This is a genomic window from Maribellus sp. YY47 (assembly GCF_023111095.1).
Taxonomy (GTDB): domain Bacteria; phylum Bacteroidota; class Bacteroidia; order Bacteroidales; family Prolixibacteraceae; genus Draconibacterium.
In genome coordinates this window covers 171,231-189,308 of the sequence record NZ_JALGYW010000003.1, presented here as the reverse complement: position 1 = coordinate 189,308, position 18,078 = coordinate 171,231, and the positions used below count along the sequence as shown (strand labels likewise).

General features: G+C 41.6%; 18 protein-coding genes. 3 read left to right on the top strand and 15 right to left on the bottom strand.

Translation table 11 applies throughout. The features are described from left to right. The first annotated feature begins 198 nt into the window (after nucleotides 1-198). Nucleotides 199-1,467, top strand: coding sequence for a hypothetical protein (locus MR764_RS03565; RefSeq protein ID WP_247978017.1), 1,269 nt, complete (start codon nucleotides 199-201; stop codon nucleotides 1,465-1,467). Nucleotides 1,468-1,579: 112 nt separating this feature from the next. On the opposite strand, the gene MR764_RS03560 is transcribed toward MR764_RS03565, so the two are convergent. The 11 genes from MR764_RS03560 to MR764_RS03510 all read right to left on the bottom strand — a co-directional run bounded on the left by MR764_RS03560 (nucleotide 1,580) and on the right by MR764_RS03510 (nucleotide 12,988). Beyond that, nucleotides 1,580-3,034 (bottom strand): aminoacyl-histidine dipeptidase, encoded by a 1,455-nt coding sequence (locus MR764_RS03560; protein WP_247978016.1) that lies wholly within the window; start codon nucleotides 3,032-3,034, stop codon nucleotides 1,580-1,582. Nucleotides 3,035-3,194: 160 nt separating this feature from the next. Next, nucleotides 3,195-4,232, bottom strand: a complete 1,038-nt coding sequence (locus MR764_RS03555) for an AI-2E family transporter (protein ID WP_247978015.1) — start codon at nucleotides 4,230-4,232, stop codon at nucleotides 3,195-3,197. 216 nt (nucleotides 4,233-4,448) lie between these two features. Then, the gene (locus tag MR764_RS03550) at nucleotides 4,449-5,222 is read right to left on the bottom strand and encodes a class I SAM-dependent methyltransferase (protein WP_247978014.1); all 774 of its coding nucleotides are present in this window, start codon (nucleotides 5,220-5,222) and stop codon (nucleotides 4,449-4,451) included. Nucleotides 5,223-5,550: 328 nt separating this feature from the next. Beyond that, nucleotides 5,551-6,669 carry an ABC transporter permease gene (locus MR764_RS03545; protein WP_247978013.1) on the bottom strand — a complete coding sequence of 373 codons (1,119 nt, stop codon included), beginning with the start codon at nucleotides 6,667-6,669 and terminating at the stop codon, nucleotides 5,551-5,553. Nucleotides 6,670-6,706: 37 nt separating this feature from the next. Continuing rightward, entirely contained in the window at nucleotides 6,707-7,057 is a 351-nt protein-coding gene (locus MR764_RS03540) for a four helix bundle protein (RefSeq protein ID WP_247978012.1), read from the bottom strand. A gap of 67 nt (nucleotides 7,058-7,124) precedes the next feature. Then, nucleotides 7,125-8,231, bottom strand: a complete 1,107-nt coding sequence (locus MR764_RS03535) for an ABC transporter permease (protein ID WP_247978011.1) — start codon at nucleotides 8,229-8,231, stop codon at nucleotides 7,125-7,127. A gap of 72 nt (nucleotides 8,232-8,303) precedes the next feature. Beyond that, nucleotides 8,304-9,083, bottom strand: a complete 780-nt coding sequence (locus MR764_RS03530) for an ABC transporter ATP-binding protein (RefSeq protein ID WP_247978010.1) — start codon at nucleotides 9,081-9,083, stop codon at nucleotides 8,304-8,306. After that, entirely contained in the window at nucleotides 9,061-10,041 is a 981-nt protein-coding gene (locus MR764_RS03525) for an ABC transporter ATP-binding protein (RefSeq protein WP_247978009.1), read from the bottom strand. The genes MR764_RS03530 and MR764_RS03525 overlap by 23 nt, the downstream gene beginning before the upstream one ends. An 86-nt stretch (nucleotides 10,042-10,127) precedes the next feature. After that, nucleotides 10,128-11,039, bottom strand: a complete 912-nt coding sequence (locus MR764_RS03520) for an HlyD family efflux transporter periplasmic adaptor subunit (RefSeq protein ID WP_247978008.1) — start codon at nucleotides 11,037-11,039, stop codon at nucleotides 10,128-10,130. Nucleotides 11,040-11,114: 75 nt separating this feature from the next. Beyond that, nucleotides 11,115-12,377 carry a TolC family protein gene (locus MR764_RS03515; RefSeq protein ID WP_247978007.1) on the bottom strand — a complete coding sequence of 421 codons (1,263 nt, stop codon included), beginning with the start codon at nucleotides 12,375-12,377 and terminating at the stop codon, nucleotides 11,115-11,117. Continuing rightward, the gene (locus MR764_RS03510) at nucleotides 12,374-12,988 is read right to left on the bottom strand and encodes a TetR/AcrR family transcriptional regulator (RefSeq protein ID WP_247978006.1); all 615 of its coding nucleotides are present in this window, start codon (nucleotides 12,986-12,988) and stop codon (nucleotides 12,374-12,376) included. The genes MR764_RS03515 and MR764_RS03510 overlap by 4 nt, the downstream gene beginning before the upstream one ends. Before the next feature lie 153 nt (nucleotides 12,989-13,141). Here MR764_RS03510 and MR764_RS03505 point away from each other — a divergent pair, with 153 nt between their 5' ends. Next, entirely contained in the window at nucleotides 13,142-13,960 is an 819-nt protein-coding gene (locus MR764_RS03505; RefSeq protein WP_247978005.1) for a DUF1080 domain-containing protein, read from the top strand. Between the two features lie 32 nt (nucleotides 13,961-13,992). On the opposite strand, the gene MR764_RS03500 is transcribed toward MR764_RS03505, so the two are convergent. Further along, nucleotides 13,993-14,913, bottom strand: coding sequence for a DMT family transporter (locus MR764_RS03500; protein WP_247978004.1), 921 nt, complete (start codon nucleotides 14,911-14,913; stop codon nucleotides 13,993-13,995). 184 nt (nucleotides 14,914-15,097) lie between these two features. Here MR764_RS03500 and MR764_RS03495 point away from each other — a divergent pair, with 184 nt between their 5' ends. Continuing rightward, on the top strand, nucleotides 15,098-15,562 hold the full coding sequence (locus MR764_RS03495; protein WP_247978003.1) for a MaoC family dehydratase: 465 nt from the start codon (nucleotides 15,098-15,100) through the stop codon (nucleotides 15,560-15,562). A gap of 51 nt (nucleotides 15,563-15,613) precedes the next feature. On the opposite strand, the gene MR764_RS03490 is transcribed toward MR764_RS03495, so the two are convergent. From MR764_RS03490 to MR764_RS03480, 3 genes are all read right to left on the bottom strand, one after another. Then, nucleotides 15,614-16,096 (bottom strand): low molecular weight protein-tyrosine-phosphatase, encoded by a 483-nt coding sequence (locus MR764_RS03490; RefSeq protein WP_247978002.1) that lies wholly within the window; start codon nucleotides 16,094-16,096, stop codon nucleotides 15,614-15,616. 89 nt (nucleotides 16,097-16,185) lie between these two features. Then, entirely contained in the window at nucleotides 16,186-16,935 is a 750-nt protein-coding gene (locus tag MR764_RS03485) for a shikimate dehydrogenase (protein WP_247978001.1), read from the bottom strand. 159 nt (nucleotides 16,936-17,094) lie between these two features. Continuing rightward, complete coding sequence (locus MR764_RS03480) at nucleotides 17,095-18,030, bottom strand: DUF368 domain-containing protein (protein WP_247978000.1); 936 nt, start codon at nucleotides 18,028-18,030, stop codon at nucleotides 17,095-17,097. Between the last annotated feature and the right edge of the window lie 48 nt (nucleotides 18,031-18,078).

Genomic DNA, 18,078 nt, shown 5'->3' with positions numbered 1-18,078 from the left:
GTTACGATTTTCTACTTTTGACCGTCCTTTCGGTGTAATGAATTCTCGTTTGGAGGTACTAAAAATGCATGGATTGGTAGTTTTAGTGTATGTGCTGGCAAATGAATGTTTATTATGATCAGTATTATTTTATTCTGTAAATTGCCTGTTATAGTTTTAACATAAACTCAAAAAACACTCAAAAACCAAGATTAACTTATGAAAAAGAAAATCATTCTGCCCGTTGTCATTATTCTGATTGTTGTCGTTTTTGTCGCTAACGGAATTTACGGGAACAAAATAGCCAAAGAGATTGATACACAACTAAAGGCTAAAATTTCGCAAAGCGAAGCTCCGGTATCAGTCAGTTATGCTAAAGTGAAAGTAAATCCACTGTTTTCAAAGGTGAAAATGATCGATGTTTCAGTTTCTGACCTGAATAGAGAAAATATGTTTCGATGCAAAACTATAGCCATTGATATTCCGTATGGTGAGGCACTTAGTATGCTGGATAGTACCGAATTTAAAGAGATCAATTCATTTGGATTAACCCTGGTTCAGCCTGAAATTCTGAGAAATGATTCCGTTTTACTGGCCATGCTTGATGACATCACAATCGATTTTAACGGGCATCTGACAAAAGCTGATTTTCAAAATCTGGCAGAACGTTTTCCTGATCAAAATCAAGAACTGCAACTTTCATTTTCGGGATTAAAAGCTCATATGCCCGGTGATTTATACAAGCAGCCCGCGGTTTCCGAATTGCTGAATCAGTTTACTGAGATTGATAAGGGAAGTTATACAATTGTTTATATGGCCGATTCGGGAGAACTGGATATTAAGGAATTTTCGATTAAATCGCCGGTTCTTTCCTACACGGGAAACGCGACTTTTAAATTTGATGGGAAAGGCATGTCGGATTTTATGCCCGAAAGAACTAAAATGGAGGCCAGCTTGATTTTGCATCCAAAAGATTTTGAATGGGAAGATAAAAATGGGAATAAGGGGAAATTTAGCATGGATAAACTGCGGTTCGACACAAATTCAACGGTTTTATTCGCGAATAAAGGTTTTCCGGAAGGTGAAATGAAACTGGAGGTTGTAAACTTAAGTGTACACAATAGTGGAGGAAAGGAAAATAAGGGTGCATCCCGGTCGAAAATATCCTTCAATAATTTTGATATTGAAAAGCTGGATGTCAATTATCGATTAAACGATAAAAAACTAAGCATAACAAATACTCAAATAAAAAGCTCCTTACTGGACGCGGATGTTTTTGCCGATGTGGATATGGATCCGTTAAATCCGGCCAATTCTGCGATAAAAGAGGCAACCGTAAAAGTAAAAAACCTGGCGCCCGAATTGGAAGAGATGCTGAAGACTTTTGAACAGTATGTGGGCAAAGATGTTCCGCGAGAAGACGATGTAATCGTTTTGGAATTAAGCGGAAAACTTGCCCGACCTACCATAAAAGGGTTTGAATTTTAGATTATTGAAGTGGTTGGGAGTTGGTAAATAAGGTTTTTCAATATATGGAATAAGCGCCTGGCGGCTTTAAGCCGCTAAGCGCATTATGAAATTCGGTTTTATTTCAGGCAAATCATTGAATGTTTCCCAATACATCCACCAGGTGTTTCCAGAATTTGCCAGTGGTTTCAATGTCCAGCCGTTCGTCGGGCGAATGGGCTCCGCGAATGGTGGGGCCAAACGAAACCATGTCGAGATGCGGGTATTTTTCGAGGAATAAACCACATTCCAAACCGGCATGGATCGAGCGCACGATGGGATCGGTGCCGAATAGTTTTTTGTAGGAATCCACGGTAATCTTTAACACTTCAGAATTCGGGTTGGGAGCCCAGCCCGGATAACCATCGGAATGACTAACCGTTGCGCCTGCCAGTTTGAAAACCGCTTCGATGGTCTCTGCGGCATAGTATTTCCGGCTTTCCAGTTCACTGCGCTGGCTGGTCGTCACTACAATTTGATGGTTTTCCTGAAATTTTACAGAGGCCAGATTGGTTGATGTTTCCACCATTCCGTCCATGCGCGAGCTCATTTCCAGCACGCCGTGCGGACAGGCATAAATCGCATTCAGCAGGTTCGATTGTGTTTGGCTGTCAATCACGCTTTCTGGAATACTAACATCTTCGCATTTGATCTGAAGCTTGCTTTCCGCAAATTCAAATTCATTTTTAATAGCTGAAGAAAGATTTTCAAAAGCTGCAAGCACATCTTTTTGCTGACCTGCAGGAATGGTTACAATTCCGAAAGCCTCACGGGCAATGGCGTTCCGCAGGTTTCCTCCATTAAAATCGGAAAGCCGGGCGTTAAACGCATTGGAGAACTTCCACAAAAAGCGATTTAGAATTTTATTGGCATTCCCGCGGTTTTTATGAATGTCATCTCCCGAATGTCCTCCGAGTAGTCCGGAAACGGAGATTTTTAAAGCTACCGAACCTGTGGGGACTTTTTCCGGCTGGTAACTGAAAACAGCCAGGGTGTCGACACCACCGGCGCAACCGATAAAAAGTTCGCCTTCGTCTTCCGAATCCAGGTTGAGTAAAATATCGCCACTCAAAAAGCCCGGTTGCAGCGCAAAGGCACCGGATAAACCGGTTTCCTCGTCAACCGTGATCAGGCACTCAATCGGGCCGTGTTGAATGTCGGTGGAAGTCAGCACCGCCAACTGAGCGGCTATTCCAATGCCGCAATCGGCACCCAATGTGGTACCGTTGGCTTTTACCCATCCATCTACTACCATGGGTTCAATGGCATCGTTATCGAAGTCGAAAACCTTGTCAGAGTTTTTTTCGCAAACCATGTCCATATGAGTTTGCAGAATTACCGTTGGTGTTTTTTCTCTTCCGGGAGTCGCCGGTTTCAAAATCAGCACGTTGCCAATAGTATCGGTTTTACTTTCCAACCCGTTTTTCGAGGCAAAGTCGAGCAGGAATTGCCTGATTTTTTCTTCTTTTTTTGACGGCCGCGGCACCTGGCAAATCGCTTCGAAATAATTGAACAGCGGTTGCGGTTCTAATTGTGACAATGTTTTCATGAATGCGTTTTTTCGTTCTGTTAAAAATCAGTTGAAGGTACAATAAAATGGGCAAAAAACAGGATGATTCAGATAACTGAGTTTGCTGTTTTTATCCGATAATCAAACCAACGGAACTGAAAGCCAACTAGTTTGATTTGATTGTTTGAAGTAGGAAATTCTATTGTGTGTCGTTTGCCGTTCCGTTCTGACTGAGTAAAATGGCGAAGGGCTTTGTTCCCGGAAATTCAGACATAATGATGATTAAGATTACAGTTATCGGAACACTGAGCAACATCCCCGAAATTCCCCAGATCATGCCCCAAATGGCCAGTGTAAGGAAAACCACCAGCGGACTGATGTTTAATGAATTACCCATCAGGCGAGGTTCCACCACGTTTCCGATTACCATCTGGATGACACCAACCACGGCCAAAACCCACAAGCCGGGACCCAATTCTCCAAATTGCAAAACCGCAAAAAGTGTAGGGAAAGCTGTCGCGATCAGCGAACCGATGGTGGGGATAAAATTCAGTACAAAAATCAGGAAAGCCCAAAAGAGCGGTGCATCTACACCGATAAGCAGAAGTGCGACGTAACTCATCACACCGGTCATGATACTGGTAAGTGTTTTCAGTGCGATGTAATTTCCAATCGAATGATCTATTTTATTCACCAGTTCGTTCATGTGTTGGTACCTTTTTTCGTCGGGATACATGGCCCTCAACTTTTTTGGGAAAATGGGCTCTTCGAGCAACAAAAAGAGGAGGTAAAGCAACACCGTAAATGCGTTGCCAAACAGCGATGTCAGCGTTGAAAGCAACGACGATAACATGGTTCCGAATTTTATGTCTTTCGAGAAATCGCCAAGTAACGAAACCAGGTCAATATTAAACGTCTGGTTGATAGTTGCGGTGATTTGTTTTACGTTGGCTTCGTATTGCGGAAGCGTTTTTGATAATTCGGAGATATTGCTTGAAATCATGGTAACCGTGAGAACCAAAAAGCCGATCAATACCAGCGATGAAAAAAGCGTGAGGATCCATCTTGGCAGGCGGCCAATAAATCTTACTCGTGAAAGTAGCTTTTTGATCACCCGAATCAGGAACCAGAACAAAATGGCAAGCACAAACGGGATGATGATCGATTGGGCATAAATACACACAATCACTGCGATGACAAGAATCAGAAAAATGTAAATCTTTTTGCTGGTTTCCATATAAAGTTGTTTAGAAAGCCCAAAATACGAATGATTTCTCAAGAAGTAGAGTGGCTTTCTATAATTTGTTTTTTGTTGGGGAGAAACGGAAAGTTTAAACGGACAGTAAGGACTAAAATCGATGGACGAACTCCTGTTCTTCCTTGCCGGTTTGTTTCATCCGGAAAGGCAGGAGTTCGACACAATTTTATTTGTGAAAATCAGGAATTCAGTGGTTTAGATCTTCCTGCCGATATAAAAAACATAACCGTAAAACGCTTTGTATTTATTATATAACACGGTTTCGTGCCGCTGGTTAGCAATAAACTCTTCTACAGGTTTACTTCCGGCGTGTTTTTTCAGAAAATTCTTCTGAGCTTCAACTTGCGGTGCAAAGAAATGATCCGTCCAACAGTTTTCGGGTAAAATAAAGGTTGCAACAGGAATGTATCCGGCTTTCTGCATTTGCATTACTTTTTGCGGGATAGTGTCAATTTCAGGATAAGCATCCATCCAGAAATCTTCGATTTCCTGCGGACGGTGGTCGGTAAACCACGTTCCTTCCGATACTGCGATGTAACCACCTGGTTTGAGAAATTTGCGCCATTCGTTAATTCCCCTTTCAAAGCCAATGTTGTAAATCGATCCTTCAGCCCAAATAAGGTCTAACTCCTCGTTCTGAAAAGAAAGATTGTCCATTGAACCCACTACACCTTTCACTCTGTCGTGAACGTTGTTTTTTTGTGCGTTCTCGTTAAAAAGCTGAATGAACAGGGGAAATAAGTCAACTCCTGTGATTTGTCCTGAGGTGTTTTTAGCTAGTGTCATCGTTTGTCCGCCTGTTCCACAGCCTATGTCGACGATACGCGATTCAGGTGTAAGCCCTTCTATGAAACTCAAAGCTTTTAAGGTAATTTCCGGACTACCCGGACCCTGTCTTTCCACAGTGGCGTAATATTCGCAGATGATATTTAAGTCAAACTCGTGAATTGATTTAATTTCGTTACTCATGGTATTTAAAATTAATTGGTACCCGAAGCATTCTATTTTCTTAATTTTATTATTGCTTCGTGTTTGTTAGAAAATATATAAAATGAAAATAGTCCGGGGCAAGAATATGCCCGGATAAAATAAGTGATAACTCCTGATTATTACCCGGAGTTATTTACTTCACCAGATCCGAATTAATTTTAAACATCCAAAATTTTTAGATGGTGCAAAGATAGAAATAATATCCTTAGGAATAAGATCCGTATTTTGATTATATGTTCGTTTTGTTAAGTCGATTTAGAAGAAGTGATCTTTTAACTTTTGATTTATATCCTAAATATCTACTTTGTCAGGAAGTCTTCCGGTATCTCCAGATAGCCAGGCTTAGGAAAGTAGTTCCCAAAATGAGTAATGAAACAAATTCCTGGAGCAAATCGAAAAATCCGGAGCCTTTCAACACCACATGCCGCATAATCCGCATGAAGTAGTAAATGGGGTTTGCCCGGTCGAGCATTTGAGCCCAATGTGGCATGCTTTCTACCGGTGTGAAAATTCCACCCATCAAAATAAATATCATCATAAAGAAAAAGCTGATAAACATGACCTGTTGCTGAGTGTCGGTAACAGTGGAGATAAATAAACCAAGTCCGAGTACACTGATGAGGTATACGCTGGCCAGCCCAAACAAAAGCCATAGACTTCCGACAATCGGCAGATCAAAAACCAGCCAGGCAATGAATAATCCGAAGGCAAGATCGAAAAGGGCGATTACCCAAAATGGCACCAACTTTCCGATGATAAACTGGTATTTCTTTACTGGTGTTACATTAAGTTGTTCGATAGTGCCAATTTCTTTTTCGCGCACCAGGTTCATGCCCGACATAAACATTCCGATAATGGTAACCAGAATGGCTAGAATCCCCGGCGCCATGTACCATTTGTAATCAAGCTCGGAGTTGTACCAGTAGTTTTCTGTTATAGTGACTTCAGTTGGTGGAGTGAATTTTGGCAATCCTTTCCATTCCGCAATCAGATTTTTATTGAAGTTTCCGATAATTTGGGATGAATATGAAAATATGAGTTGCGCGGTATTTCCATCGATGGCATTTACCAGCAGCTGAATTTGCGCTTTATCGTCACGTACCAGGTCTTTCTCCATGTTGGGAGGGATGACCAATACTACATCAGCATCGTCAGTGAGCAGCATTTCTTCTCCAAACGTCGCATCCGGAACAGCTGTTTCAAGATGATAAAAGGGAATGCCATCGAATTTGGCAATTAGTTCGCGTGAGGTTTCCGAGAGATCTTTGTCAACCACGACCATGTCGATTTTTTTCATGTCGAAGGTGGCTGCAAAAACCAGCACCAGCATTTGTAACAAAGGCACTCCAAAAATCATCGGCAGCATGGTGCGGTTACGGAAAATCTGCCTGAATTCTTTTTGTAATATGTATTTAATTGTTTTCATAATTAAAGCTTCAAGTTATTAGCTTCAAGCTACAAGCCTATTTTATACTTTTTTGTAAACCTGTAATCATTTTTTGTTCTTCCTGAATATCATCAGTCAGTTCTTTAAATTTCTCGTCGTTAATGAATGATAGCTTGTGCGCAATGATGATTTGTGTTTCAAGCTCAAATGATGATCCCAAGGAAATATCAAGAAATCTGCTAAAATCTTTGTCTGAATTTCTTCCGGAACCTTCTGCAATATTTGATGGTATTGATACAGCTGAACGTTTCATCTGAGATGTCAGACCGTATAATTCTTCTGTTGGGAAATTTTGAGATGTCTGGTAAATATCAACTACGAGATTGATTCCTTTTTGCCAAATTTTGAGATTTTTAAAGTCTTTCATCCTATTTTGTTTTAAGGTTCATTATTCATGTTTACTTGCAGCTTGTAGCTTAATTCTTTTAGCTATTCTACTCTAGTCTAATCTTAAACTTATTCACACTTAGTGCAATAAAAAATAAGGTCATTCCGATTAGAACCGCTGTTTCTTTCCATACAAACAGAAGTCCCGTACCTTTTAACATGATGGCACGAACAATTGAAATGAAATACCTTGCCGGCATAATATGGCTGACAACCTGCAGTACTTTTGGCATATTCTCAATCGGGTAAATAAAACCGGAAAGAAGAATGGTGGGTAGCATCAGTACAATCATTGAGATAAACATGGCTGCCATCTGGCTTTTGGCAACTGTCGAGATAAAGATGCCCAGACAAAGCGCCATTGTTATAAAGAGAATGGTTTCGAGCATCAAAAGAACAAAGCTTCCAAGTACCGGAACTCCAAATACAAAATGTCCGATCAGCACAATTACAAAAGCATTGGCAACCGACAACAATAAATAGGGAAGTACTTTCCCGACGATGATCTGACTTGGGCGCAAGGGAGATATAAGTAAAATTTCCATGGTGCCCAGTTCTTTTTCACGGGTAATGGAAATAGAGGTCATCATGGCAGAAATCAGCATCAGGATCAGTGCCATTACTCCCGGAACAAACATATAAGCGCTTTTCATTTCTTCGTTGAAATACATGCGAATTTCCGGCTCGATTTGCAGGGGCATCTGAAGATTTGGGTGCATTTTTTTTACATAGTCATTTATAATTCCGGAAGTGTAGGAAATGGCCAGTCGGGCCATGTTCGGATCCGATGCGTCGGCAATCAGTTGCAAGTTCGCTTTGCCTTCTTTTATGAGTTTATCACCAAAATTGCTTTCGAAAACAATTACCTCTTTTACTTTCCCTTTTCTGAATATCGACTCTATATCGTTGATGTTTTCAAGGTTCTTGTCGAGAATAAAATAGCCCGAAGAGAGAATCTTGTTGGTAATTTTCAGGGTGGTTTCATCTTTCGCCTGATCGTAAATGGCGATGTGCACATCCTGTATTTCGTTTTTGATAACGGTACCAAAAATCAAAAGCTGTGCAATGGGAATAAAGAAAAGTACCATGATCGTTCGCGGATCACGAAAAATGTGGTAAAATTCCTTTTGTATAAATGACTTTAGTTGTTTCATATTTTTAGTTTTTAGCTTCTGGCTTCAAGCTTTTTTTCTTGAGGCTCGCAGCTAGAGGCTTGCAGCTCACAGCTATCTTGCTATTTTTAAAAACACCTCATCCATATTCTTTGCACTGTACCTTTCCTTTAGCATTTTGGGGGTATCAAGCGCTTCAATTTTTCCGGCATCCATAATGGAAACCCGGTTGCAATATTCTGCTTCGTCCATGTAATGAGTGGTTACAAACACTGTAATTCCGTTATTTGAAGCCTCGTAAATCAGATCCCAGAATTTTCTTCGCGTAACCGGATCCACTCCACCGGTGGGCTCGTCGAGAAATACGATTTTCGGTTCATGGAAAATGGCTACCGAAAATGCGAGCTTTTGTTTCCAGCCGAGTGGTAGTCCGGCAATTAGTTTTTTTCGGGCGTCACTCATTTCCAGTTTTTCAAGAAGTTCTGCTTCTTTTTCTTTTGCCTTTTTTAGCGGAATTCCATAAATGCCGGCATACAATCGTATGTTTTCAGAAACGGTCAGGTCCTCGTATAACGAGAATTTCTGGCTCATGTAGCCGATATTCTTTTTGATTTTTTCTGTCTCGTTATAAATGTCGTAACCTGCAATTTTTACTTCGCCTGAAGTAGGTGCTGAAAGGCCGCACAAAATCCTAATGGCTGTTGTCTTTCCGGCGCCGTTTGCTCCCAGGAATCCGAAAATCTCCCCTTTGTACACATCAAAAGTGAGGTTGTCGTTTGCTATAAACGATCCGAATTTCTTCACCAGATTCCTGACTGTTATTATTGGCCCCCTTTCCCTTCCGGGATTTCCCCCAAAGGGGGCAAGATCGTTATTTTGTTGTTTGTCGTGCATTGTATTTTACTTCTTTTCTTAAGAGTCGTTTTTCAGTTCCCCTCTTTGGGAGGGGGCAGGGGAGGCTCATACTCATAAACACATCTTCAATTCCGGGATGTATCTCTTCCACAATAATATTGGTGTGTTTCCGGTTGGTCAGGAATTTATCCAGTTCCGTTATTTCCACCTCGTCATCGATGCCTGTAAAATGCACAAACTGCCCGAATGCAAATACTGATTCCGCTTTGGGAAATGACCTTAAATCCTGAATCAGCCGGAACATTTCTTCGGAATGTACCTGGATGATTTTTCGCGGGAATTTTTCGGTAATGCGGGAGGGTGAATCCACATCTAGCATAACTCCTTTTTGAATCAGTGCAACGCGATCGCAAAGCGAAGCTTCGTCCATGTACGGTGTTGAAACCAAAATGGTAATTCCCTTTTGCTGCAACGATTTCAGCATTTCCCAGAATTCCTTTCTCGAAACCGCATCCACCCCCGTTGTTGGTTCGTCCAGTATCAGAATTTTGGGTTTGTGAATGAGTGCGCAGGATAAGGCTAGTTTTTGTTTCATTCCGCCCGAAAGTTTACCGGCCCGTCTGGTTTTAAAAGGCTCAATCTGATAATAAATATCGCGGATGAGGTCGTAGTTTTCTTCAATTGTCGTCCCAAATACGGTTGCAAAAAAGTTGAGGTTTTCTTCAACACTCAGGTCCTGGTACAGAGAAAAACGTCCCGGCATATAACCTACAATATGTCTTATCTTTTTGAAGTTTTTCACTACATCCAGATTGTCCATTTTTGCTTCTCCAGAATCGGGCAGAAGCAGCGTCATCAAAATGCGCATGAGGGTTGTTTTTCCGGCGCCGTCAGGACCAATTAACCCAAACAGTTCGCCTTTTTCAACGGTAAGTGAAATCTCCTTCAGTGCCTGGATGTCGTTGTAGGATTTTGATATGTTTTTTATTTCTATCATAGCCTCCCCTAACCCCTCCAAAGGAGGGGAATTTGAAACTTTTATCTGTTCATTTTTCATTGAATAATTATCTGCGCTTTCTAGAATTACTCCTCCCTTTTGGGGAGGTTGGGAGGGGCTTGCCAACTCACTTCTCCCGGCATTCCAATTTTTAATGTTCCGTCGTTTTTCACTTCCACTTTTACCGCGTAAACCAGTTTTACCCGTTCTTCTTTTGTTTGAATGATTTTGGGCGTGAATTCTGCTTCCGAAGAAATCCAGGTAATTTGTCCTGAAAGTGTTTGATTTTCAGTTGCCAATTTGTCAATCAGAACATTTACTTTCTGGCCGATTTTGACATTTGGGAGTTGTGCCCCGCTTACATAAACTTTTAGTGTCAAAACATCCAGGTCAGCAATTTTGAACAGGGGTTTCCCGGGGGTAGCCAGTTCTCCCTGCTCCACATATGTTTCCAGGATTGTTCCGCTCACAGGCGATTTAACAGTACACCTGTCCCGCAAATCTTCAGTAGTTACCTTTTGGGTTTCCAATACTTCCAGTTCTTTGTTCACCGAAACAAACTGCGTTTTGGTACTTTCAATCTGCTTCTGAATAACACTGATCTGGCCGCTAATATCATCCAGTTGTTTTTGTGTGGCTGCCTGGTCTTTTACCATTTTTGCCACGCGCTCCTCATTTAATTTCAGGGTTTTAATCTGTTCTTCATAAACACCGATCTGCGACTGAATCGTTTGACGTTTGGCGACCACAGCTGCTTTCTGTGCCTCCAGCTGCTGGAGCTTTAAATGAACCTGAACAGTATCGATCACAGCCGAAATAAAATCCTTGTCGATCTTCTGACCTTTTTCAATATTTAACTGTAGAATTTTACCTGATGATTCGGAAGAAACAATTACCGGATCGGCTTCAAAATTGCCGAAAGCGTCCGATTTCTCGTCGTTGCTGCTGCAACCGAAGAGCACGACTGAAATCAATATCATTAATAAATTTCGTTTCATATTATCCTGATTTATTTTGTTTTTTATTATTCCTGAAAACTGCAATAGAGAACTGTGACTGAAAACTGCGACTGCTTACCAAAGGTTTTTTCCCAGAATAAGTTGATACTTCTCTTTGGCTTCGTTCAGCTGAATTTGATGAAGTTCCCGATTCAGTTTGGCAATGGTTTCGGCCTGCACATCCTGGATATAATCTGATATTGTAATTGTTTCGTTTTCCAGCTTTGAGGCGGATGTTTGTGCAATTTCAGTACGTAGTGCTACAATTTTTGAATCGGTCTCCATCAATTTTTCCAGCTTGTTAATCTGTTCATTCTGCAGAACAATCAGCAACTGAATATTTTGATTAAATGTTTCTTCCTGGAGAGCGATCCTGTCGGATTGCAACACGAGCATCTGTTTTTCGCGATTGGTTTTCTTCCAGTCGAAGACGTTCCACGACATACCAACACCGACCATGTAGTAGGAGTCAAATTTATCGTTCAGCATATTTAATCCGGGGCGTCCGTAACCTGCCTGTCCAAATCCGAAAAGTTTTGGATTCCGGGTTTTGGAAAGAAAATCCGACTGTTTATCCAATTGGTTTTTTTGAGCCATAAAAAGCGCCAGTTCGGGCCGCGTTAGTTCTCCGTTAAATTCAACCGGGGCAGAGTTGTGCAAAAGTTTTGAGTCATCGGGGATGGTTTTTCCGGTTAAAACGGATAACATTCGGATAGCCGTTTTTTTTGCTGCATCCAACTGTAAATCATTTTGATCAAGGTTCAGGATTTCTGCTTCCAGTTGCAGAGCAGCCGATTTTTCAATCACCTGGTTTCTGACACCCGATTCAACCTTTTTTAGTTTTTCCTGCAACACTTTCTTTTGTTGGGCCAGCACTTCTTTTTGCTTTTCAACCGCAAGCGCAGTAAAAAATGCTTGCGAAACCTGCTCATTTAGTTGGTACACCTCCACTTCCACCTGGCTAAGATTACTTTGCAGAATTGCATCTACCAACTCAGCGTTTGCTTGTGTAATTCCACCATCCCAGATACTTTGCTTTACTTCAGCATAGGCTTTGTACTGGTCTTTCGCTACTGTTGGTATTGATACATTGGGCAGCGAAATGCCAATGTGGGGCACATCCGATTGATAAGTGGCCTGACCGTTCAGCGTTACGGTTGGCAGGTAGTTGGTTTTGTTATTCTCCTTCTTAAGCGAAGTAATTTCCGTCCATATTTCTGCCTGCTTCAGATTCGGGTAATTCTCGCGGGCCCAGCCGTAGCAATCGTTCAGCGAAACCTCATTCTGTGCAAAAGCAAATTGTACGGGTAAGAATAATAAGATGATCAGCTTCTTCATTTTAATAAAATTGAATCTAATACAAACTCGGTGATTGTTTTTTTCCGCTTTTCAATGAATTCGTTGTAAGCGGTTTTATCATTTTCAAAAAACATAACGGAGATGAGTGGCCCTGCAGCAATCGGGAAAATGCTCAGCGCGATAATGTTTATAAGAACTTCCCTTGGATCCATCCGCTTGATTTTTCCGGCCTCCATTTCCTTTTTGAACATATTGGATATTTCCTGCGGATTTACTCCGCTACCTTTGATTACACTTGCCAGGAAATCGGGATTCCGGTTCATTTCCTTTAAAATAAAAGTGGGTAGAAACGGATTTTTTTGCAGCATATCGATGTAGGTTTCAACAAAAGCGCCAAGTTTTTCTTCCAGCGGTAAGTCAGAAAGAACCATTGTCATCAGGTTCGGGAAAATTTGCGAGAATACTTTTATGAAAATCGCATTAAATAGTTTTTCTTTTGTCCTGAAATAGTAGTGAAGTAAGGCCTTGTTGATTCCGGCTTCGTCGGCAATGGCCTGCATTCGGGCTCCATCCATTCCTTTTTCGATGAATACATTTTGAGCGGCAATCAGAATTTTTTCTTCGGTATTGTCTTTTTTAAGGTCGTTCATTGCGAAATTTGTTTAACTGTTTAATTTAACCAATTGGTCAAAATTAGATTAAATATTTATATTGACCAAATAATTTAACCAAATAGTTAATTTCGGTATTTTTAAAAATCTTATACCTTTACTCAATAAGTAATCTAACAAAATCAAGCGAAAATGAATTCAATAAAAAAATTGGGAGTTTTATCAGTGGTGGCATTGGCAGTTGTGCTTGCTGCTTGCACCTCGAAGCCGAAAGTGCAGAAGGTTGAAGAGACAAAATCGGCTGAAAAATGGATACAGTTGTTTAACGGGAAAGATCTGAACGACTGGGATATCAAGTTTAAAGGTGAAGAACTGGGTGTAAATTACAACAATACTTTCCGGGTTGAAGACGGATTACTTCGCGTTTCGTATGATAACTGGGACGAGTGGAATGGCAAGTTTGGTCATATTTTTTACAAAGGCGAGTTTTCGCACTATAAGCTCAGGGTTGAATATCGTTTTGTTGGCGATCAGGTAAAAGGAGGCCCCGGTTGGGCTTATCGCAATAATGGTTTGATGCTTCACGGACAAAGCGCCGAATCGATGGAGCTGGATCAGGATTTTCCAACTTCTATTGAAGTGCAATTGCTGGGGGGAAACGGAACGGATGATCGCCCCACACTGAATGTTTGTACACCGGGAACCAATATTGTAATGGATGGAATTCTTACCGAGCAACATTGCATGAGTTCGGACTCCAAAACTTTTCATGGCGACCAGTGGGTTACGGTTGAAGTGGAAGTGCACGGAGGCGATGTAATACGGCATTTAATTGACGGACAGGAAGTGCTTTCATACGAAAAACCACAATACGATCCCAAAGATCAATACGCGCAAAAACTGATTCCGGATAGTGGCGATCTTATCATCACCAAGGGAACAATTTCACTTCAGGCTGAAAGTGGACCCACTGATTTCAGAACAGTGGAATTGCTGATGCTGGAGGAATAAAGATATTGTATACAACGTGGAAGCCGGTTTCGTCAGGAGCCGGCTTTTTGTTTTTGTGCCCGTCGGTTGGCATAGTTAAGCGACAACAACGATAAGGCGATAATGGCCATTCCGGTTAATGAAAGGGTATCCGGATTTTCGTTTTTCATGATTATCCAACTGAGTGTCGCGCCCGAAACAGGAATAAGGAATTTCCAGACATTAAGAAGGGATACTTTTACGCCCGGTCGTTTTAAAAGCGAATTCCAGATGGTAAAAGCGGCAGCCGATAAAAAACTAAGCCAGGCCAGTGCATACCAGTATTCGGGTGGAAACGGTCCTAAATGAATGCCTTCCACCGGCACCGAAACAACCGACAACAGTACTCCGCCAATCATTAATGAAGTGGAGCTTATTACGGCCGGCGATATGCCCTGTGAATGTTTGGCAACCATGACGTTGGAATAGCCCGCTACCATGTTGTTGACCAGCAGCAAGGCAATTCCCAGGTATTCAAGACTTCCTTTCATTTCCACGCCCGATCGGCCAAGTGTAATCACTGCAATCCCTGCTACTCCTATCAAAATACTGCCTGTTTTCAAAGGCGTCATTTTATCGTTATGAAACGAAAAGTGTGCAACCAGTGCAATGAACATGGGTTGCGAGCCAATTATCATGGCAGCAAGTGAACTGGGGACCAGGTTCAGACCGCTGTAAAAAAGCGAATACTGAATAAAGGTTTGCACCAGCGAAAGCTTGAGAATGAATTTCAGGTTTGCTTTCAATTCCGCGAAATACCTTGCAGGTTTGCCGAAATACAGAAAGATGAGTATTCCGGAGATAAAAAAACGTACGCCGGCAAACTGTAGCGGAGTATGATAGGTAAGCCCGATTTTAACACCGACAAAAGCTGTTGACCAAAGCCAGCACGCCAGAATCGCCAGAAATGTGGTGCTTTTTATAATATTTCTCATATAATTTTATGAAGCGCAAAGATTAGAAAATTAACAGAATAATTGGGTTTATGTTTAAAATTAGAACATGGAGTAAAAATATTCTATAAAATGAGAGGGCGTGATTTTAAAATGTGTGGATTCGTGAGGTAAATCTTTTCTTACGCTTTTAAAAAAATTTAAATTGGCAGCTCAAATTACAGATATGGCAAAAAGAATCATCAACAACTACGAAGAATTTGAAGCCCTCCTCGGTCAGGTGATCGGGGTATCAGACTATGTTCAGATTACACAGGAGCAAATCGATAAATTTGCAGATGCTACCATGGATCACCAGTGGATTCATACTGATCCGGAACGTGCAGCCAAAGAATCACCATTTGGAAGTACCATTGCACACGGTTATCTGTCGTTGTCGATGTTAACGTATTTGTGGTATAATGTAGTGGATGTTCGTAACGTAAAAATGATTGTGAATTACGGCATCGAGAGTCTTCGTTTTCAGGCGCCTGTGAAGGTGAATGATCGCATTCGGGCGACAGTTTCGCTAAACGATATTAAAAACCTAAGGGGAATTGCCCGTATCCAGGTGCAAATAGTGGTGGACATTGAAGGAGAAAAAAAGCCGGCTTACGATGCTTTGGTAAATTTTCTCTACCATTTCGAATAGCTAGAATATTTTAATTGACAGCCTATAGACAATGAGATCTAAGCTTTATGCCTAGATCTCATTCTTTTTTATGTGTGCCAGCAATCCTTCGCAAGAATCTTCCAGTAAATCCAAAACCAGCTCAAAACCATCGGCGCCACCGTAATACGGATCGGGTACTTCGTCGTAATCAAAGGCTTTGCTAAAGTCTGTCATTTTGTAGATTTTACTCAGGTCGGCAGTCCCATTGGCCATTCGTTTCAGGTTTTCCACGTTGCTGTCGTCCATTCCAATAATCATATCGAAATAGTCGAAATCGGTTCGTGGATCAAACTTGCGGCTAAGGCTGGTTAGGTTAAAACCGCGTTTTATGGCATGCGACTGCATTCTTTGGTCGGCAGGCTCACCTGCATGCCAGCCCGAGGTACCGGCCGAATCCACTTCGAATTCAGCAGTCAAACCTTCGCGTTTGATAAGGCCATTGAAAACTGCCTCGGCACTGGGCGACCGGCAAATATTCCCAAGGCAAACAAATAATATCTTTTTCTTTTCCATTTTTTTGAGCTACGTGCTATGAGCTATGAGCCGCGAGCTTTTTGAAAATTTAGTTTTTACACACTGTGACTGTATACTGTGACTGCACACTAATCTTCCGTGTTCCAGATTTGGTATGAACGGCGGGCCTGCCCGAGTAACATATCGTACCCGTTTTTCACCGTCGCGCCTTTTTCCTTTCCTTTGGCCATAAACTGCGTTACTTCCGGATTATAAACCAGGTCGAAAAGAAGGTGTTTATCGGTGATGAATTCGTAAGGAATGCTGGGGAAAGTATCCACTTTCGGGTAGGTGCCCAGCGGAGTGGCGTTAATGATGAGTAAACGTTCCTGCATCATTCTTTCGTCGATGTCATCGTAACGGATTTCATTTTCTTTCAATTCCTCGATAGAGGCGGAAATATATTCTATACCCAGTTTATTCAGCACATATTTTAAAGCTTTGGAAGCTCCACCAGTGCCCAGGATCAGCGCTTTTTTATGGTGTTCTTTCAGCAAGGGCGATAATGAAGATTCGAATCCGTACGTGTCGGTATTAAAGCCTTTCAGGTGCACCGAATCGCCGCTTCTTGTTACTTTGATGGTGTTAACGGCGCCAATTTCGCGGGCTGCGTCGTTCAAATCATCGAGATAGGGAATTACCTGTTCCTTGTAGGGAATGGTTACATTGAAACCAATCACTTCCGGATTGTTTTTTACCACTTCCGGAAATTTGGTAATGCTGTCGATCTCAAAATTATCGTAAGTAGAATCGATCTTTTCGGTTTCAAACTTTTCTGTAAAAAAACGTTTTGAAAATGAATGGGTAAGTGGGTATCCTAGTAATCCGTATTTCTTCATGTTCTTACTTTTTAATTTCCAATTCAGAATATTCATTTATCAATGTCCAACATAAAAAACGAGTTTGATCTGAATGTTGGATATTCATTGATTGAGCATTGAATATTGGTTATTAATATTTTTCAGGATCAAAACTGTCAAACTGAAAACTGCAACTGCTTACTTCGAAAGTTTTTTTCCGATTCCTTCCACTACAAATATCAGCACAAAACCAACGATCACCAGTGCAAAGGCTCCCAGCATCCATGCTTCGTGCCCGGTAATCTGTTCGTAGGTTCCCGGAAGGATATTTCTTTCAGCAATCGGTTTTAGTTCTCCATGACGGTCGATAATGGTTTCTGTCACTTCTTTCCACGGCCAAACCTTGTTCAGCGAACCCACCATAAAACCTGCCAGCATCGCAATTGTCAGGTTGTGGTATTTTTTGAGTAGCCATGAAAGAACGTTGGAGAACGAGATAATGCCGATGGCTGCACCTACCAGAAACGTAAAGATCACGGCAATGTTCATATCGCCAACCGCCCCCAAAATAAATTTGTACATGCCGAGTAGTACCAGGATAAAGCTACCTGAAATTCCAGGGAGGATCATGGCGCAAATAGCGATCATTCCCGAGATAAAAACAAACCAGTAAGCGGTGTTGGCTTCGGCCGGGCTGATAACGGTAATGGCATAGGCAATTGCAATCCCGATCAACCCTGAAATAATGGTTCCGGCATTCCACGTTTTAATCGAGCGGGCTACATAAATGGCAGAAGCTACAATCAATCCAAAAAAGAACGACCACACCAAAATCGGGTAGTGGGTGAGTAAAAACTCGAGCCCTTTTGCCAGCGAAAAAACGCTGATCCCGATTCCGGCAACCACACTCAAAAGGAAGGTGCCGTTTATGGCTTTCCAGAATTCGGCGAACTTGCCGGTAAAAAACAGTTTCACTGCTTTCAGGTTGATTGATTTTATCGAGTTGATCAATTCTTCGTAAATTCCGGAAATAAAAGCAATGGTTCCGCCCGAAACACCCGGTACCACATCTGCTGCGCCCATGCCCATTCCCTTGAGCACTAAAAGGAAGTAATCTTTTGCTGTTCTGTTCATTTTAAAACATGATTATTGGAAATTGAACATTGGTATTTCACTATTCAA